This is a genomic window from Pseudoalteromonas sp. 2CM28B (genome assembly GCF_023161935.1).
The window spans coordinates 198,702-215,776 of the sequence record NZ_JALNTH010000001.1 but is presented as its reverse complement, the minus strand read 5'-3'; the positions used below and the strand labels follow the sequence as shown (position 1 = coordinate 215,776).

General features: G+C 42.0%; 21 protein-coding genes. 14 read left to right on the top strand and 7 right to left on the bottom strand.

Annotated elements, in window-relative coordinates; genetic code table 11:
• Window positions 1-37 precede the first annotated feature (37 nt).
• Both MTN96_RS00980 and MTN96_RS00975 read left to right on the top strand, forming a co-directional pair.
• Window positions 38-1,390, top strand: a complete 1,353-nt coding sequence (locus MTN96_RS00980; RefSeq protein ID WP_004589100.1) for a Do family serine endopeptidase — start codon at window positions 38-40, stop codon at window positions 1,388-1,390.
• A gap of 100 nt (window positions 1,391-1,490) precedes the next feature.
• Window positions 1,491-2,573: a trypsin-like peptidase domain-containing protein gene (locus MTN96_RS00975; protein ID WP_024033328.1), complete on the top strand. Its 1,083-nt coding sequence runs from the start codon at window positions 1,491-1,493 to the stop codon at window positions 2,571-2,573.
• Window positions 2,574-2,718: 145 nt separating this feature from the next.
• Here MTN96_RS00975 and murA read toward each other — a convergent pair whose 3' ends face one another.
• The 7 genes from murA to MTN96_RS00940 are packed head-to-tail and all read right to left on the bottom strand — an operon-like array spanning window position 2,719 to window position 7,371.
• On the bottom strand, window positions 2,719-3,978 hold the full coding sequence (murA, locus tag MTN96_RS00970; protein ID WP_004589098.1) for a UDP-N-acetylglucosamine 1-carboxyvinyltransferase: 1,260 nt from the start codon (window positions 3,976-3,978) through the stop codon (window positions 2,719-2,721).
• A 13-nt stretch (window positions 3,979-3,991) separates the two neighbouring features.
• Entirely contained in the window at window positions 3,992-4,249 is a 258-nt protein-coding gene (locus tag MTN96_RS00965; RefSeq protein WP_004589097.1) for a BolA family protein, read from the bottom strand.
• Between the two features lie 5 nt (window positions 4,250-4,254).
• The gene (locus MTN96_RS00960; protein ID WP_138577852.1) at window positions 4,255-4,548 is read right to left on the bottom strand and encodes a lipid asymmetry maintenance protein MlaB; all 294 of its coding nucleotides are present in this window, start codon (window positions 4,546-4,548) and stop codon (window positions 4,255-4,257) included.
• Window positions 4,541-5,221, bottom strand: coding sequence for a phospholipid-binding protein MlaC (locus MTN96_RS00955; RefSeq protein ID WP_248530517.1), 681 nt, complete (start codon window positions 5,219-5,221; stop codon window positions 4,541-4,543). The genes MTN96_RS00960 and MTN96_RS00955 overlap by 8 nt, the downstream gene beginning before the upstream one ends.
• A 5-nt stretch (window positions 5,222-5,226) precedes the next feature.
• A complete protein-coding gene (mlaD, locus tag MTN96_RS00950) occupies window positions 5,227-5,775 on the bottom strand; it encodes an outer membrane lipid asymmetry maintenance protein MlaD (RefSeq protein ID WP_004589094.1) in 549 nt (182 codons plus the stop codon).
• Window positions 5,776-5,788: 13 nt separating this feature from the next.
• On the bottom strand, window positions 5,789-6,568 hold the full coding sequence (gene mlaE, locus MTN96_RS00945) for a lipid asymmetry maintenance ABC transporter permease subunit MlaE (protein ID WP_024033330.1): 780 nt from the start codon (window positions 6,566-6,568) through the stop codon (window positions 5,789-5,791).
• Complete coding sequence (locus tag MTN96_RS00940; protein WP_004589092.1) at window positions 6,568-7,371, bottom strand: ATP-binding cassette domain-containing protein; 804 nt, start codon at window positions 7,369-7,371, stop codon at window positions 6,568-6,570. Before MTN96_RS00940 ends, mlaE begins: the two co-directional genes overlap by 1 nt.
• 254 nt (window positions 7,372-7,625) lie before the next feature.
• Here MTN96_RS00940 and MTN96_RS00935 point away from each other — a divergent pair, with 254 nt between their 5' ends.
• The 12 genes from MTN96_RS00935 (at window position 7,626) to mgtE (ending at window position 17,067) form a co-directional block, all read left to right on the top strand.
• Window positions 7,626-8,594 carry a calcium/sodium antiporter gene (locus tag MTN96_RS00935; RefSeq protein ID WP_248530516.1) on the top strand — a complete coding sequence of 323 codons (969 nt, stop codon included), beginning with the start codon at window positions 7,626-7,628 and terminating at the stop codon, window positions 8,592-8,594.
• Between the two features lie 2 nt (window positions 8,595-8,596).
• Complete coding sequence (locus MTN96_RS00930; RefSeq protein WP_248530515.1) at window positions 8,597-9,568, top strand: KpsF/GutQ family sugar-phosphate isomerase; 972 nt, start codon at window positions 8,597-8,599, stop codon at window positions 9,566-9,568.
• On the top strand, window positions 9,569-10,120 hold the full coding sequence (gene kdsC, locus MTN96_RS00925; RefSeq protein WP_004589089.1) for a 3-deoxy-manno-octulosonate-8-phosphatase KdsC: 552 nt from the start codon (window positions 9,569-9,571) through the stop codon (window positions 10,118-10,120).
• Window positions 10,117-10,671 carry an LPS export ABC transporter periplasmic protein LptC gene (gene lptC, locus MTN96_RS00920; RefSeq protein ID WP_004589088.1) on the top strand — a complete coding sequence of 185 codons (555 nt, stop codon included), beginning with the start codon at window positions 10,117-10,119 and terminating at the stop codon, window positions 10,669-10,671. The genes kdsC and lptC overlap by 4 nt, the downstream gene beginning before the upstream one ends.
• A complete protein-coding gene (gene lptA / locus MTN96_RS00915; protein ID WP_004589087.1) occupies window positions 10,661-11,209 on the top strand; it encodes a lipopolysaccharide transport periplasmic protein LptA in 549 nt (182 codons plus the stop codon). The genes lptC and lptA overlap by 11 nt, the downstream gene beginning before the upstream one ends.
• Window positions 11,206-11,931, top strand: a complete 726-nt coding sequence (lptB, locus tag MTN96_RS00910; protein WP_004589086.1) for an LPS export ABC transporter ATP-binding protein — start codon at window positions 11,206-11,208, stop codon at window positions 11,929-11,931. Before lptA ends, lptB begins: the two co-directional genes overlap by 4 nt.
• A 69-nt stretch (window positions 11,932-12,000) precedes the next feature.
• Window positions 12,001-13,500, top strand: a complete 1,500-nt coding sequence (locus tag MTN96_RS00905; protein ID WP_004589085.1) for an RNA polymerase factor sigma-54 — start codon at window positions 12,001-12,003, stop codon at window positions 13,498-13,500.
• Between the two features lie 27 nt (window positions 13,501-13,527).
• The gene (gene hpf / locus MTN96_RS00900) at window positions 13,528-13,815 is read left to right on the top strand and encodes a ribosome hibernation promoting factor (RefSeq protein ID WP_004589084.1); all 288 of its coding nucleotides are present in this window, start codon (window positions 13,528-13,530) and stop codon (window positions 13,813-13,815) included.
• A 4-nt stretch (window positions 13,816-13,819) separates the two neighbouring features.
• Window positions 13,820-14,272 carry a PTS sugar transporter subunit IIA gene (locus MTN96_RS00895; protein WP_004589083.1) on the top strand — a complete coding sequence of 151 codons (453 nt, stop codon included), beginning with the start codon at window positions 13,820-13,822 and terminating at the stop codon, window positions 14,270-14,272.
• Between the two features lie 19 nt (window positions 14,273-14,291).
• Window positions 14,292-15,137, top strand: a complete 846-nt coding sequence (rapZ, locus tag MTN96_RS00890) for an RNase adapter RapZ (RefSeq protein ID WP_004589082.1) — start codon at window positions 14,292-14,294, stop codon at window positions 15,135-15,137.
• A gap of 40 nt (window positions 15,138-15,177) precedes the next feature.
• Complete coding sequence (locus MTN96_RS00885) at window positions 15,178-15,450, top strand: HPr family phosphocarrier protein (RefSeq protein WP_248530514.1); 273 nt, start codon at window positions 15,178-15,180, stop codon at window positions 15,448-15,450.
• Window positions 15,451-15,708: 258 nt separating this feature from the next.
• Window positions 15,709-17,067: a magnesium transporter gene (mgtE, locus tag MTN96_RS00880; protein ID WP_004589080.1), complete on the top strand. Its 1,359-nt coding sequence runs from the start codon at window positions 15,709-15,711 to the stop codon at window positions 17,065-17,067.
• Window positions 17,068-17,075: the final 8 nt, after the last annotated feature.

Genomic DNA, 17,075 nt, shown 5'->3' with positions numbered 1-17,075 from the left:
TTTTTGCTTTTCCTGTGATGTGGAGTACACCCTGACTATGAAAATGAAATTATCACTTATTAGTGCTGCAATCTTATCTACAAGCTTATTACTAAGCCCAATGGCCTCTTATGCAAAACTGCCTATTGCAGTTAACGGCCAACAATTACCCACACTTGCGCCTATGCTTGAGCAAATTACCCCTGGCGTTGTGAGCATTCAGGTTTCTGGCTCAAAAGAAGTGCGCCGTCGTGCAGACCCGCTTGAATACTTTTTTGGTAACCCTCAACCACGTAGTCAAAAGCGCCAATTTAGCGGTTTAGGCTCAGGGGTTATTATTGATGCCGACGAAGGCTATGTAGTAACAAATAACCACGTAATTCAAGATGCCGAAAAAATGGTGGTAACGCTAGAAGACGGCCGTGAATTTGAAGCCACCAAAATTGGTACCGATAAAGAGTCTGATATTGCGCTATTACAAATAGATGCAGATGACTTAACCGAAGTTAAACTGGCAAATTCAGATAAATTGCGTGTCGGCGACTTTGCAGTAGCAATTGGTAATCCATTTGGTTTAAGCCATACAGTAACCTCGGGCATTGTAAGTGCATTAGGGCGTAGTGGTTTAAATATTGAAGGCTACGAAGACTTTATTCAAACCGATGCAGCTATTAACCAAGGTAACTCAGGAGGCGCTTTAGTTAACCTAAATGGTGAACTCATTGGTATTAATACTGCTATTTTAGGTGCCTCGGGTGGAAATGTTGGTATTGGCTTTGCCATTCCATCAAATATGATGAAAAACTTAGTCGACCAAATTATTGAACATGGCGAAGTACGCCGTGGCTCACTGGGTATTTCTGGCCGCCCACTTGATGCAGGCCTTGCAAAAGCACAGCAACTTGACGTTAAACAAGGTGCTTACGTTATGCAAGTAATGGATGATACCGCAGCAAGCAAAGCAGGTATTAAAGCTGGCGATGTTATTATTAGTATTAATGGCAGCGATATTAGTGGCTTCCACGAGCTGCGCAGTAAAATAGCAACGTTAGGTGAAGGACGCGAAGTTAAATTAGGTATTTACCGCGATGGCAAAGTAAAAACCATTAAAGTAACGCTTGATGGTGCATCGGGTGTAACCGCCGCAGGCGATGAACTGCATCCTGCATTCCAAGGTGCGACACTTGAAAACGTGCAAAAAAATGGCACTAAAGGTATTGAAGTCGCCACAGTAGATCCGCGCTCTCCTTCTGCACGTGTTGGCCTTGAAGAAGGTGATGTGATTGTTCAAGTTAACCGCCAACGTGTAGAAAACATTCGTCAAATGAACAAAATTATCGAAGATACCCAAGGTAATATTGTACTTGGCGTTAAACGTGGCAGAGAGTCTATCTTTGTACTTATCCAATAAGTAACACGTTATAAATAAGCAATAAAAATAACAGCAGCACTTGCCGCTGTTATTTTTTTTGTGCCATCATAAAGAATTGCTCACTAACAATAAGAATCTCGTGCTGAAATTACTAAAATTTGTACTTCCCCCTTTGTTTGTCGGTTTAGGTATCGCTTTTTTAGTGGTTTTTTTCAGCCCTAATATGCGCGCCTCTTTACTCCCTAATGTTCCCTTGCCCAGTGCTATGAGCTCGAATCACCTTAGTTTTGCTGACGCGGTTAAACGTGCTGCACCGTCGGTAGTAACTATTTTTTCAGAAAGCATTTCTAAAGAGCCTCGATATAAGCAACAAAACACCGTTCAAGAGCTTGGCTCTGGCGTAATTATGGCGCAAGATGGCTACATATTAACTAACTACCACGTTATAAATAATGCAGATCAAATCTTGGTTATATTAACCGATGGCCGACGCTTTTTTGATGTGCAGTTAATTGGCTTTGACACCATTACCGATTTAGCCTTATTAAAAATTAACGCCGACCACCTGCCGGTGATCCCCGTAAACGATAATTACACCACCAGTGTAGGTGATGTAGTGCTGGCCATTGGTAACCCACTCAATTTAGGGCAAACCATCACCCAAGGTATAATTAGTGCCACCGGTAAACAAAAAATTACCGATAGCCCTTATAACAACTTACTACAAATGGATGCTGCTATAAATGTAGGTAACTCTGGCGGTGCTTTGGTTAATTCAAATGGGGATTTAGTGGGGATCACGTCTGCGCAGTTTAAAACTCGTGAAAATCTTAATATCCAAGGAATATTTTTTGCTGTTCCCTATTCGCTCGCTAAAGAAGTAATGGCAAAGCTAATACGCCATGGCCGTGTAGTACGTGGCTATTTAGGCTTTGAAGGCACTGCGGTTGATAGCACGGGCAAAGAGGTAAACGACAGCCTTACTGAGGTTGCTGGTATGCGAATCACCAATTTAGACCCATTAGGCCCTGCATGGCAAGCTGGCATTGAAGAGCAAGACATCGTTATTAAAATTGCAGGGTTAAGTGTGGCCAACCCGCAAAAAGTACTCGAAAAAATAGGCAATACACAGCCCGGTAAAGAAATAGAATTTGAGCTGTACCGAAACGGTAAAGTAGAAAAAATAATGGTTAGAGTTGCAGAGCTCGAAACTAAACTCTAACCAAAATGGCAATAAAAAGGTCGGATAGCAATACGCGTATCCGACCTTTTTTTATGTCTAAAGTAAACTGTGTTTAACCCAGCGCTTAATTTAGGAGCAAGTGTGCTCTCACCCTAAAGCGAATAAATATTATTGCGAATGGGTATTAGCTACTTCTGCGCTTAATATTGGCACCTAAGCCACTGAGTTTATCTTCAATGCGTTGATAGCCTCGGTCTACGTGGTAAATACGATCGACTACCGTTTCACCTTGCGCCACAATACCGGTCAAAATTAAGCTTGCAGAGGCGCGTAAATCGGTTGCCATTACTTGTGCGCCACTTAAACTTTGCGTTTCACCACAAATAGCGGTGTGCCCTTCTAAACGAATATTAGCGCCCATGCGTTGTAACTCTGGTACGTGCATAAAGCGGTTTTCAAAAATGGTTTCGGTAATTGTTGCACTACCATTAGCCACTACATTTAGCGCGGTGAACTGCGCTTGCATGTCGGTTGGAAAACCAGGGTGTGGCATGGTTTTAATATTAACGGCTTTGAGCTCACGATTACGCATATCTAAATAAATGCTGTCATCGTTTACTTCAACTAATGCATTCGCGGCACGTAATTTTTCAATAACAGGCTCAAGTGAATGAAAATCTGTTTTTTTACAAAGTACTTCGCCTGCAGCCATCGCTGCTGCAACTAAAAAAGTGCCCGTTTCAATGCGGTCAGGTAAAATGCTGTGCTCACAGCCGCCTAAACGCTCTACGCCATCAATTTCTATACGGCTTGTACCTGCACCAGTAATTTTTGCACCCATAGCAATTAGGCAATTGGCCAGGTCAATAATTTCGGGCTCGCGTGCTGCGTTTTCAAGCACCGTTTTACCATCGGCAAGTGCTGCGGCCATTAGTAAGTTTTCGGTTGCGCCAACACTGACCATTTCCATGAAAATTTCAGCGCCTTTAAGGCGGCCTTCTACCTTTGCATTGATATAACCGTTTTCAACGTTTATTTGTGCGCCCATGCGCTCTAAACCTTGAATATGTATATCAACCGGGCGTGCGCCGATTGCACAGCCGCCAGGTAGTGATACTTGCGCCTCACCAAAACGCGCCACTAAAGGCCCAAGCGCCAAAACAGAGGCACGCATTTGCTTAACTAAATCATAAGGAGCAAGCGTTTTATTAACGGTTGCGCCATCAATATACAGTGTATCGCCTTGCCAATTTACAGTTGCGCCTAAGGTGCTTAAAAGCGCCTCAGTGGTCACAATATCGCGAAGGCGAGGAACATTCGTAAATGTACTTTTACCATCGGCAAGCAGTGCGGCAAACAAAATTGGTAATGCGGCATTTTTAGCGCCAGAAATAGTTACTTCACCCGCAAGTGAAGTGCCACCTTGAATTACAAACTGATCCATTAAGAGGCCTTAACTATTGAGGTAAAATAAATTTTTGTTCACGCTTCCACTCAGTTGGCGTGAATGCACGAATTGATACAGCGTGAATTGTACCGTCTGAAATAGTATTCATTAATGGGCCATAAACTAGCTGTTGCTTTTTAACGCGGCTTAAACCGTCAAAGCACTCACCTACTGCAATTACTTCATAATGGCTACCATTGGCTTTTACTTTTACTTCAGATAATTGAAGTTCGTCGCGTAATAATGTTTCGACTTGGCTAGTTTCCATAACTCTCACTCAAATAAAGTTGTTACCTGACCCAACAGCATTAAATTTTGCAATTGCTCAGGTGGATTTTGCAATTCAAGGCGTGTGCCCTGTTGCTTAAATTCAGCAAAAGAGTGAATTAACCAAGCTAAGCCCGCTGTGTCAACCCTCATTACCTCACAAAGGTCAAAATAGATGGTTTTATGCTTACTTAATGACTTGGCGTTCAGAAGCTGTTCATTGCCAATTGAGCTGCGGGTAAGTTCACCACTTACCCTATAGTGCTGCTCATCTACTTGGCTAATTGCCAATTTAGTCATTGCTGTTGTTGCCTCTAAATTGCACAGGTAACTGGCTCTTTTGCTCTAGTAATTTGCTTACGTGTGCAATACCTTGCTGGCGTAAAATACCTTGTAGCTCACTTTGTTTTGCATCGAGTAAGCTAATTCCTTCTGCAATCATATCGTATGCGCGCCACTCGCCGCTGCGATCTTCACGCACTTTAAAATCAATTTTTATGTCAGGCTTGCCATCTTCTGTAATTTTAGTTTTTACTACAACTACATCTTTGCCTTTAAATGGCTGCTCTGCGCCAAATTCTACATGTTGGTCAGTGTATTGAGTAAATACCCCCGCGTAAGTAGCAACTAAATAGCCTCTAAACACGCCAATAAATTCTTGGATATCTTTAATTGCTTTGGCTTTTTCGGCTTCATCGGTAATTGCACGCACTTTAGACACTTCACTACCCAACACACGAAGTGCTGCATATTTGTAGTCTATGTAAGGCATCAGCTCTTCTTCTACAATAACACGAAGGTGCTCTTTATCTTTAGTGATAAGCGGTTGATCTTTTTTAATGCGCTCAAATGTATGCTCTGCTACCTGACGCACCATTTTGTTAGGATCTGTCAGTTTAACTTCGGCTGCGCTAACACTTTGCACAGCTAGGGTTGCACCAAGTGCAATAACGGCTAAAAACTGTTTCAACATAATAATTACTCACTACCTTGGTTGAATAAAAACTGCCCAATTAACTCTTCTAAAACAAGTGCAGACTTAGTATCTGTGATTGAATCACCATCACCTAACGCTTTGCTCTCTACGCCAAATAACTCATCGATTGCTTGATCTTGTGCGTTTTCGGTCACTGTCTCACCTAAACAGCGCTGCTCTGCTGCATTAGGAGAAATAACAGGGTGAATACCTAAGTACTGCTCCCCTAAAATACCCGATGTTAAAATTGAGATTGAGCTAGTGTCTGAAAAACGACATAAATACTGTGCATCTATCGTCATATTTACCACAGGCAAAAACTCCTGTGGGTGTACATAAATAGATTCAACACGGCCAATCACTACACCGCCTACTTTTACCGGTGCACGCGCTTTAAGTGAGCCGATATTTTCAAACTTTGCATTTAGCGTGTAGGTTTCGCCCGACCCGCTAATACCCGAATTAGCCACTTTAAGTGCTAACATTGCAAACGCTAAAATGCCTAATGCGACAAAAAAGCCAACTAAAATCTCTAATTTCCGTGAATTCATTATCTATACCCTATTAGCTGGTAAACATTACCGCTGTCAAAATAAAGTCAAACCCTAATACTGCCAGTGATGAGTGTACGACTGTTTCTGTTGTTGCTTTACTGATCCCTTCTGAGGTTGGGATACAGTCGTAGCCCTTATAAAGCGCAATCCAGGTCACTACCATGGCAAATACAAAACTTTTGATCATGCCGTTTAATACATCTTCTTGAAACGATACTTGCGATTGCATTATCGACCAAAAGCTGCCGGTATCTACGCCTAACCAATCAACCCCAACTAAATGAGCACCGATAATGGCAACCGCAGAAAAAATAAGTGCAAGCAATGGCATACTAATAAAACCTGCCCAAAAGCGCGGTGCAATAATGCGCTTGAGAGGGTCTATAGCCATCATTTCTAGTGAAGAGAGTTGCTCAGTGGCTTTCATTAAGCCTATTTCTGCCGTTAGCGCACTTCCAGCGCGCCCAGCAAATAATAGCGCTGTAACCACAGGGCCTAGTTCGCGTAATAAACTAAGCGCAACTAATGGGCCTAGGCTGTCTTCGGCGCCATAGCCAACCAATACAGTGTAACCTTGCAGCGCAAGCACCATACCAATAAACAAACCCGACACCATAATAATTAATAATGATTGCGAACCAACCATATAAAGTTGGCGCACTAACAGCGGTGTGCCTTTTTTAAAGTTAGGTACATTCCACAATGCATTAAAAAGCATGTTGGCAGAGCGCCCTAATGCAGCAAAACGCCCCAGCGTTTTATGACCTAACTTTTGAAATAAATCCAACATTAAGCGTTTTCTCCTAACAGCTCATCAGCATACGTTTGTGCAGGATAATGAAATGGCACAGGCCCATCCGATAACCCTTTTAAAAACTGCTGTACTAATGGAGATTCATGATTACGCATTTCATCCGGTGTCCCTGCCCCTATTACGCCTTGATCGGCAATAATAATAACGTGATCGGCAATACTCATTACCTCCGTCACATCGTGGGTTACAATAAGGGATGATAAACCTAGCACTTCATTTAACGACTTAATAAGCTTTACCAATACACCCATAGATATTGGGTCTTGGCCGGCAAAAGGCTCATCATACATAATAAGTTCTGGGTCCAGTGCAATAGCACGTGCAAGTGCTGCTCGTCTGGCCATACCGCCAGAAAGCTCAGAAGGCATTAAATCTTTAGCACCGCGTAAACCCACCGCTTGCAGTTTCATTAATACGACTAGTTTAATTAACGCTTCACTTAACTTGGTGTGCTCTCGCAGAGGAAATGCAATGTTGTCAAATACCGACATATCAGTAAATAACGCACCGCTTTGAAACAGCATGCTCATTTTGGTTCGTGCCGCATATAACTCTTTGCGCGACATACTAGGAATACTGCCACCTTCGAATAAAATATCGCCGGCGTCAGGCTTAAGCTGCCCACCAATTAAGCGTAGCATTGTGGTTTTGCCAATTCCGCTTGGCCCCATAATCGCTGTTATCTTACCTTTAGGAACACTAAAACTCATATTTTTATATATGGTTCTATCGCCTCGCGAAAAGCTAACATCCTTGACTTCTACTATTGATTGCGACAAGTCGCTCTCCGTAACAATGTTCACTCGTGCTCCTATTTTAAGGGTTTTTTAGCCAAGATGGAAAAAACAATTCGTAAGATTTTGTAATACGCCTACAAAAAGCGCTCTAAGGCTGAAGTAAATTGCCTTAACCTTTGCTTAAGCGCATAAAATTCACGCACTGCAATAGTAGACCCTGCTCTTTTGCTTATACTTTCATGTTGGCTTTTGTTACTATTCGCGCCATCTGTATTTTGAACATCTGGCTTAACATAATGGTTACCTCGTTTGTTATTTTAATTCTTGGTTTTGCTGCACTTGTGTGGAGCGCCGACCGATTTGTATACGGTGCGGCAGCGCTTGCTAAAAACTTTGGAGTCCCTACTTTAATTGTTGGCTTAACGGTTGTTGCTATGGGTTCTTCGGCCCCTGAAATGATGGTATCGGCCTCGGCTGCTTTGGCAAATAAAACCGACACAGCGGTCGGTAACGCGGTAGGTTCAAATATAACAAACATCTTACTTGTATTAGGTATTACTGCGCTACTACGCCCTTTGAGTGTGTCATCAAGCACTTTAAAACGCGAAATGCCGCTTGTTATGCTGGTATCCTTGGCTACGTGGTATGTATTTTCAGACAACTACTTCTCGCTCACCGAAGGGGTGGCATTGCTAGTTGCATTTGCTGTGTTTATTGGTGGCTTGATTGTGGTTTCTTTGCGCGCAAAAAATCAAGATGACCCTTTTGTCTCAGAAGCCTGCGATGAGGTTCCTAACGATGTACCAACTAAGAAAGCCGTTTTATGGCTAATTGTCGGCATGGTTTTATTGCCTGTTAGCTCACACTTTTTAGTTGGTTCAGCAGTCGATATTGCTAAATACTTTGGTTTAAGCGACTTAGTTATTGGCTTAACCATTATCGCCATTGGCACAAGTTTACCTGAACTTGCAGCTTCTGTAGCGGGTGTACTTAAAAACGAAGATGATTTAGCCCTAGGTAATATTGTGGGCTCAAATATATTTAATATTTTAGCGGTATTACCACTTGCAGGTATTATTAACCCATCAGTGGTTGACCCGTCACTTGCAAACCGCGACATACTTATTATGTTAGGTGCTACGCTTGCGCTTATTATTATGTCATTGAACTTTAGAGGTTCTCAGCGTATCAATAGAGTAGAAGGTGGCCTATTACTCATCGCATTTTTGGTGTACCAAGGTTATATTTTTAGTCAAGTAGGGTAACAATGGCACAACTAAATTTTATAGAGCAAGGTTTACGCGTATTAAACATTGAACGCCAAGCGCTTGCAGATATTACACAATACGTTGACGAAAACTTTCATAGTGCGTGTCAGCTCATGTTTGATTGCCAAGGCCGCATTATTGTTATTGGCATGGGTAAATCAGGCCATATTGGTAATAAAATTGCTGCCACCCTTGCAAGTACAGGCAGCCCTGCTTTTTTTGTTCACCCAGGCGAAGCAAGCCATGGTGATTTAGGCATGATAACCAAAAATGACGTGGTTATGCTTATATCAAACTCGGGCGAAACCAGCGAAGTCCTCAATATTATTCCGGTGCTTAAACGCCTTGGCGCAAAAATAATATCGATGACAGGCAACCCGCTCTCTACTATGGCAACACTTGCCGATGTGCACGTATGCATAAAAGTAGAACAAGAAGCGTGTTTATTAGGTTTAGCGCCTACAGCAAGCACCACTGCCACTTTAGCAATGGGTGATGCAATGGCGGTTGCGCTTTTAGAAGCACGCGGCTTTACCGCCGATGACTTTGCACTCTCTCACCCTGGTGGCAGTTTAGGTAAGCGATTGTTGCTCACTTTAAAAGATGTAATGCACAGCGGCGCAAACACCCCTATTATAGGTGTAACGCAAACAATTAAAGACGCGTTAATAGAAATGTCAGCCAAAGGGCTGGGCATGACCGCTATTGTAGATAACAATCAACAGCTTGCCGGCCTTTTTACCGACGGTGACTTACGCCGTATTTTAGAGCAAAGAGTTGATATACATAGCACCGCTATTAGCCAAGTTATGACCAAATCATGCACAACTGCCACGGCCGATATACTTGCAGCTGAGGCCCTAAACATAATGGAAAATAAACGTATTAATGGTTTAATTGTGGTCGATGATAAAAACCAGCCAATAGGCGCCTTAAATATGCAAGACCTCTTAAAAGCAGGAGTATTATAAATGCAATTTGAAGATCTCTATCAACCGCTAAGCGATGATGCCAAAGCACGCGCCAAAAAAGTAAAACTACTCATATGCGATATTGATGGTGTATTTTCTGATGGCCGAATTTACCTCGGTAACCAAGGCGAAGAATTAAAAGCATTTAATACAAAAGATGGTTTTGGCATTAAAGCGCTGATCAATAGCGGTTTTGAAGTTGCGGTCATTACGGGGCGTCACTCAGAAATAGTGCAAACTCGCATGAGCAGCTTAACCGTGCAGCACATTTATCAAGGCCAAGAAGACAAACTTATTGCTTATCAAGAACTCAAAAACACTTTAAAGTTAACTGATGAACAAATAGCCTATATTGGCGACGATGGTCCTGACATGCCTGTTATGGAGCGCGTTGGCTTTGCCGTTGCAGTTAACGATGCGCACCCACTAATTAAGCGCTTATCGCATTACACTACGCAAATGCCTGGCGGCTTTGGCGCCGTTAGAGAGCTCACAGACTTACTTATGCTGGAGAACGGCATAGCGCTTACAACACAAGGCACCAGTTCATGAATGCAGCACGCGTTATACTCAGTGCGTTATTCATCGGCTGTATGGTTTGGCTTTGGTACCCTTATTTTACCCAAACCAATGTAGCGCCAGAGCAAGAACCTGAAGTAATTGCAAAGCCCGATTACACCGCTATAGAGCTTAAGCAAACAGCTTATGACGAGCAAGGTAAAATAAGCCATAAAGTCACCGCGGCTAAAATGGAGCTGTACCAACAGCTTGGTTTTACATTTTTTGAAAAACCTATTTTTACTTTATATAACGAAAAGCAAACATGGCGAATAAATGCAGACGAAGCGACGCTTTACGAAGATAAACAACTTATTTTAGAAGGCAACGTGGTTGCTAAAAATTTAGTTGATAACGCCATGATAGATAACATCAATGCCGATAACATCGAAGTCGACATTAAAGCGCTAACAATGCGCTCTGAGCAGCCAGTGGTTGTCACTGGGCCTAATTTAAAAATTGTCGGTAAAGGCCTTGAAGCCGATTTAAAAACCGAAGTAATAAAACTAATTAACCATACGCGAACAATATATTATGACCAATAAACTCACTAAAATACTTATTATCCCATCGCTAATGCTTGCATTTAGCGCCTCTGCTGCTGAGCCTGCTGCTCAACCGCCAGCAAATCAAATTTCTATTAGTGCAGACCGTCAAGAAGGCCAACTTAAAGAAAACGTAGGTATTTTTGAAAAGAACGTCGAAATTGTGCATGGCAATCGCAAAATTACAGCCGACCGACTCGAAGTACATAAACGTGAAGACTTAGGGGATAACAAACAACTCCTTATTGCTACTGGCAGCCCAGCCTACTTCGAAGAAAAGCAAGACGATGGTACCGTAATGAGTGCCAGTGCAAACGAAGTACGTTACGACGTAGCAAAGCGCTTTTTAACGCTTGTTGGCGATGCTGAAGTCGCGCAAGCCGGTCAAAAAATTAATGCTAAAAGTATTACCTACGATATGCAGCAGCAGCTTATTAGCGCAGAAAAAGACGAAAACTCCACGGATCGTGTCCATACAATTTTAGTGCCTGTTGAAGCAAAAATTAAAGAAAAAACAGGTAACGAAGGTCAACCATGAGCACCTTAAAAGCAGAACTATTAGCAAAAAGCTATAAAGGCCGCCAAGTTGTAAAAAATGTAGGCCTTGAGGTAGAAGCCGGCAGCATTGTTGGCTTATTGGGCCCTAATGGCGCAGGTAAAACCACCACCTTTTACATGATTGTAGGGTTAGTACCTAGCGACAAAGGTAAAATTTCTATTGATGATAATGACATTACGTTATTACCTATGCACAGCCGCGCCCGCTTAGGCATTGGCTATTTGCCGCAAGAGTCATCAATATTTAGAAAGCTGACAGTTTATCAAAACTTAATGGCTATTTTAGAAACGCGTAAAGAGCTCAATAAAGCCGCGCGAGAAGAAACGCTTAACAACTTACTTGATGAATTTAGTATCCAGCATATTCGCGATAGCCAAGGTATGGCGCTTTCTGGTGGTGAACGCCGCCGTGTAGAAATTGCCAGAGCACTGGCAGCAAACCCTAAATTTATTTTATTGGATGAGCCTTTTGCTGGTGTTGATCCGATTTCAGTGTTAGATATAAAGAAAATAATAGAACATCTTAAAAACCGTGGCATTGGCGTATTAATTACCGATCACAATGTAAGAGAAACCCTTGATGTTTGTGAAAAAGCCTACATTGTTTCTCATGGGGAGCTAATTGCATCTGGCACCCCAGAACACGTATTAAATGACAAAACTGTACGCGATGTTTATTTAGGCGAGCAATTTAGGCTGTAACATTTAAGCCACACCTACAAGCATCTGCTAATATTAATTATAACAACATAAAAGGATTGTTAGAGATACATGAGGCAATCATTACAGCTGCGCATGGGCCAGCAACTTACAATGACTCCACAATTGCAACAAGCGATTCGCTTGCTGCAGCTCAGTACATTGGATCTCCAGCAAGAAATACAAGAAGCACTTGATAGCAACCCGCTATTAGAAGTAGAAGAGCAAGATTACACGGAAGAGTCGGCTGGAAAAAATGAACAAAAAGCAGATACGGATGATGTAACCGTAAGCGCATCGGCTGACGATACAACCAGCGAGTACGAGCAAGACAGTGGCGAAGCTTTAAATAAAGACACCGTTAGCGATGATATGGCAATGGATGTAACCTGGGATGAGTACATGAGCGCAGCCCCTGCGGCATCCTCAGGCCCAATGCCAGAAGATGAGTCTATTTATCAAGGTGCCTCTACTGAAACGCTACATGAGTACTTAATGTGGCAGCTTCAGCTTACTCCTTTTAGCCCAACAGACGAAGCCATTGCTATTGCCATTGTAGAAGCTGTAGATGACTCGGGTATTTTAACGCTAAGTTGTGAAGAAATTTTAGAAAGCTTTAACCAAGAAAACGATGACGAAGTTGAAGTTGAACTTGATGAAATAGAAGCCGTTTTAAAGCGTATTCAGTTATTTGACCCTGTAGGTATAGCCGCGCGCAGTTTACAAGAGTGCTTGTGTATTCAGCTAAACCAGTTTGATAAAGACACCCCTTTTATAGAACAAACTAAAATGATCTTAACCGATCACATTGATCTATTAGCGGCACGCGACTATCGTACATTAATGAAAAAGACTAAGCTTAAAGAAGACGAGCTTAAAGAGGTCATGACCCTAATACATACCCTCAACCCAAAACCTGCAGATACAATAGTAAGGGAAGAGTCGGAGTATGTAATACCGGATGTGTCGGTTAAAAAAATAAAAGGCCGCTGGGTGGTAGAGCTAAACCCAGATAGCATGCCAAAAATACGCGTAAATAGTCAGTACGCGGCTATGTCACGTACCGTAAAATCAAGTGGTGATAGCCAGTTTATTCGCTCTCACTTACAAGAAGCTAAATGGTTTATAAAAAGCCTTGAAAGCAGAAACGACACGCTGCTCAAAGTAACAAACTGTATTGTAAAACAGCAACAGGCATTTTTTGAACATGGCCCCGAAGCCATGAAGCCAATGGTTTTAAACGATGTTGCTGAAATGGTAGAAATGCATGAATCGACAATTTCGCGTGTTACCACGCAAAAATATATGCATACGCCACGTGGTATTTTTGAGCTTAAGTATTTTTTCTCAAGCCACGTAAGCACTGAAAACGGCGGAGAGTGTTCATCAACCGCAATACGTGCCCTAATTAAAAAGCTAATTGCCGCGGAAAACTCAGCTAAACCATTGAGTGATAGTAAAATTGCGGATATATTGGCAGAGCAAGGAATTAAAGTAGCTAGACGCACAATAGCAAAATACCGTGAATCGCTAGCTATTCCACCGTCAAATCAGAGAAAGAGTTTGATATAAGACGTAAAAAACAAAGAGGAAATGCTTATGCAACTAAACCTAACTGGTCGTCACGTAGAAGTAACTGATTCACTTAGAGACTATGTAAATAATAAATTTGCAAAGCTAGAAAGGCACTCAGATCATATTAGCAATGTGCATGTCATTCTCGATGTAGAAAAACTCAACCAAAAAGCAGAAGCGACTATTCATGTAAGTGGCGCAGATTTATTTGCCTCAACAGAGCACCAAGATATGTATGCCGCTATAGACTCGTTGATTGACAAGCTCGATCGTCAAGTCATAAAACATAAAGAGAAGCTTGCTAGACACTAATATTATGAAATTAAGTACATTAGTATGCCAGGACTGCAGCAAAGCTGCGGTCCTTTTTAGTAGTAAAAAAAGAATTTTAGAGTTTATCAGTGAGCTTGCTCATGAAAAGCTCCCCTACTTACCACAACAAGATATTCTTAATGCGCTGGCAAGCAGAGAAAAGCTAGGCAGTACAGGCATTGGCCGGGGTATCGCCATTCCTCATGGCAGAATGGGTGGCGTAGAAGAGCCGCTGGCTTTAGTACTTGTTAGCGACACACCTGTTAACTTTGATGCTATTGATAACTGCCCTGTTGATATTTTTGTTGCACTCATCGTACCAGATGGCGATAACCAACAGCACCTAAAGACTCTGGCAACCATAGCTGATAAACTGAGCAACAAAGAATTTTGTAAACAGCTGCGTAGTGCTAAAACCGATGCAGAGCTGTATCAAGTAATTGTTGATCAATCGTAGTAAATACTAAGGGCTATAAATGGAGTTAATTATCATAAGCGGCCGTTCTGGTTCAGGTAAGTCGGTTGCTTTACGCGTGGTTGAAGATTTAGGCTATTATTGCGTAGATAATATTCCGGTCAACTTACTGCCCTCTTTAGTGCGAAGTGTTTCAGATAACTATGACAAAATAGCCGTTAGTATAGATGTTCGTAATATCCCCAAAGAACAAGACGAATTTAACGATATTCTCGAGTACCTTCCTGACTTTGCTAAACCCACACTGTTTTATTTAGATAGTGATGATCAAACATTGATCAAACGTTTTTCAGAAACACGCAGATTACACCCTTTATCCATCGATTCGCTGCCGCTTGATTTAGCAATAAAAAAAGAAAAAGAACTGCTTGATGTACTTGTAACGCGCGCTGACTTTATGCTTGATACCACCGATTTAAGTGTGCACCAATTAGCAGAGTCAATTCGCGAAAAAATACTGGGTAAAAAAGATAAGCAACTTATTGTAACGTTTGAATCGTTTGGCTTTAAACACGGCATACCTAAAGAAGCTGATTATGTTTTTGATGCTCGCTTTTTGCCAAACCCCCACTGGGAGCCTGAACTTAAACCGCTTACGGGCCTTGATCAACCAGTAAAAGATTTTTTGGCAAATCACAGCATAGTGCAAAAATTCACTTGGCAAATTCAAACCTTTGTACAAACTTGGCTGCCACACTTAGAGCGCAATAACCGTAGTTACCTCACTATTGCAATTGGCTGTACTGGTGGTCAACATCGCTCGGTTTATTTAGCGCAAGCCATTGGTGAGAGCTTTGCTATGACGCATCCGAATGTCAAAATTCGTCATCGTGAGCAAGAAAAGTAACCTTAAAATAATAACCTGTTCAGTTTAGGTATAGTAATTTATGCGCTGTGAAGACACATTTTTAATAAAAAATAAATTAGGCTTACACGCCAGAGCGGCAACGGTCCTTGCGCAATTAGCTGTGCAGTTTAATGCTAAAATCACCTTACACCAAGATGATAAAGAAGCCGCAGGCGACAGCGTATTAGCTTTAATGCTACTTGAAAGCAGTAAAGGTAAAGAAGTTAAAGTAGTCTGTGAAGGCCCTGATTCAGAGCAAGCTTTGCATGCGGTTGGGCAATTAATTGCACAACGATTTAACGAACAAGAATAATTTAAAGCACCATAGCCTTATAAGTTAAAGACTTATCAGGCCAGACTATAAAGATTTAGTAAGTTAGGGTATTCCGACTCGCCTAATTTAGTGCTTTAATTTAGGGTAATAAAGCCATGCCCCTGCTAAATTTGGTTACTTAATTTTAAACACTAATTTAGTCCCAGCATTGGGTTTAGCACAAAAATAAAGAAAATGACAGTGGGCAACTCCACTTACTAAACACCTTTCCATTACACAAAAATATTTAGGATGCCAATGCCAGAAGCGTTTGAACAAGACTATCCACTACAGCAGCTAAAACAAGTGACTAAATCACTTAATAGTGGGCAATTTGTTCAAGTAAGACGCATGCTAGCAAAAACAGCACCTTGTGATACAGCACTGCTGCTTGAATCCTCTCCGCATAAAATTAGACGCATGCTTTGGCAACTGGTTGACCCAGATGTGCAAGGGGATGTGCTAGAAGAGCTCTCTGAAGATGTACGTTTAGGTATCATTGCACAAATGGAACCTGAGCATATTGCCGCGGCCACTGAGGATATGGGCCACGATGATTTAGGTGAAGTCCTACGTAGCCTACCTGATACCGTGTACAAAGATGTGGTTAGCGCTATGGATACGCAAGACCGCGAACGCGCTACACAGGCTTTATCTTACCAAGAGCGCTCTGCAGGCGCGCTAATGAACACCGATACGGTGACCATTCGCCCAGACGTTACACTTGATGTTGTGTTGCGTTATATTAGGCTACGCGGTGAGCTGCCAGAGGGCACCGATGATTTATACGTTGTTGATAAACATAACTGTTTTTTAGGTGCATTATCACTTAGTACACTGTTAACTAATCCGCCTGAAAAAATTGTTCAAGATTTAATGGATGAAGACTGTGAGTCTATCCCTATTTCGATGGATGAAAGCGAAGTTGCTCAGTTATTTGAGCGCCACAACTGGATATCGGCCCCTGTAGTCGATGATAACGCTCACTTGCTTGGACGTGTCACCATTGATGATATTGTTGATGTTATTCGTGAAGATGCAGAACACAGCTTATTAAGCCTTGCCGGTCTTGATGATGAAGAAGACACCTTTGCACCTGTTTTAAAAAGCTCAAAAAAACGCTCAGTATGGCTTGGCGTTAACTTACTCACTGCCTTAGCTGCCGCCTTTGTGGCCAGCTTTTTTGAAAGCACCTTAGATATATTACCTATTTTAGCTGTACTCAATGGCATTGTGCCCTCAATGGGTGGTGTAGCAGGTAGCCAATCTTTAACTCTGGTTATTCGCGGTATTGCCGTAGGCCATATTAACCAAACTAACCAACGATTTTTAATGGCTAAAGAGCTGGCGATAGGCGCATTAAACGGGGTTATTTGGTCAATACTTATAGCCAGTGTAATTGCGCTTTGGCAATGGGATTTTATGCTTGGCGGCGTGCTCGCATTTGCAATGTTTATGAACCTTGTAGTGGCTGGTGTTGCTGGCGCATGTATTCCTATTTTATTGAAAAAAATGAATATAGACCCTGCACTTGCCGGTAGTGTTGTACTTACAACGGTGACTGATATTGTCGGTATTTTTGCCTTTTTAGGCACCGCAACGTGGCTACTTATTTAGCAACTTGA

Bases quoted from the DNA above. Each gene is read 5' to 3' on its own strand.
- MTN96_RS00960 (WP_138577852.1), bottom strand. From the start codon at position 4,548: ATGACTAAATTGGCAATTAGCCAAGTAGATGAGCAGCACTATAGGGTA.
- MTN96_RS00935 (WP_248530516.1), top strand. From the start codon at position 7,626: ATGGTTACCTCGTTTGTTATTTTAATTCTTGGTTTTGCTGCACTTGTG.
- MTN96_RS00955 (WP_248530517.1), bottom strand. From the start codon at position 5,221: ATGTTGAAACAGTTTTTAGCCGTTATTGCACTTGGTGCAACCCTAGCT.
- murA (WP_004589098.1), bottom strand. From the start codon at position 3,978: ATGGATCAGTTTGTAATTCAAGGTGGCACTTCACTTGCGGGTGAAGTA.
- MTN96_RS00980 (WP_004589100.1), top strand. From the start codon at position 38: ATGAAAATGAAATTATCACTTATTAGTGCTGCAATCTTATCTACAAGC.
- lptB (WP_004589086.1), top strand. From the start codon at position 11,206: ATGAGCACCTTAAAAGCAGAACTATTAGCAAAAAGCTATAAAGGCCGC.
- lptC (WP_004589088.1), top strand. From the start codon at position 10,117: ATGAATGCAGCACGCGTTATACTCAGTGCGTTATTCATCGGCTGTATG.
- lptA (WP_004589087.1), top strand. From the start codon at position 10,661: ATGACCAATAAACTCACTAAAATACTTATTATCCCATCGCTAATGCTT.
- kdsC (WP_004589089.1), top strand. From the start codon at position 9,569: ATGCAATTTGAAGATCTCTATCAACCGCTAAGCGATGATGCCAAAGCA.
- MTN96_RS00930 (WP_248530515.1), top strand. From the start codon at position 8,597: ATGGCACAACTAAATTTTATAGAGCAAGGTTTACGCGTATTAAACATT.
- rapZ (WP_004589082.1), top strand. From the start codon at position 14,292: ATGGAGTTAATTATCATAAGCGGCCGTTCTGGTTCAGGTAAGTCGGTT.
- mlaD (WP_004589094.1), bottom strand. From the start codon at position 5,775: ATGAATTCACGGAAATTAGAGATTTTAGTTGGCTTTTTTGTCGCATTA.
- MTN96_RS00965 (WP_004589097.1), bottom strand. From the start codon at position 4,249: ATGGAAACTAGCCAAGTCGAAACATTATTACGCGACGAACTTCAATTA.
- mlaE (WP_024033330.1), bottom strand. From the start codon at position 6,568: ATGTTGGATTTATTTCAAAAGTTAGGTCATAAAACGCTGGGGCGTTTT.
- mgtE (WP_004589080.1), top strand. From the start codon at position 15,709: ATGCCAGAAGCGTTTGAACAAGACTATCCACTACAGCAGCTAAAACAA.
- MTN96_RS00895 (WP_004589083.1), top strand. From the start codon at position 13,820: ATGAAATTAAGTACATTAGTATGCCAGGACTGCAGCAAAGCTGCGGTC.
- MTN96_RS00885 (WP_248530514.1), top strand. From the start codon at position 15,178: ATGCGCTGTGAAGACACATTTTTAATAAAAAATAAATTAGGCTTACAC.
- hpf (WP_004589084.1), top strand. From the start codon at position 13,528: ATGCAACTAAACCTAACTGGTCGTCACGTAGAAGTAACTGATTCACTT.
- MTN96_RS00905 (WP_004589085.1), top strand. From the start codon at position 12,001: ATGAGGCAATCATTACAGCTGCGCATGGGCCAGCAACTTACAATGACT.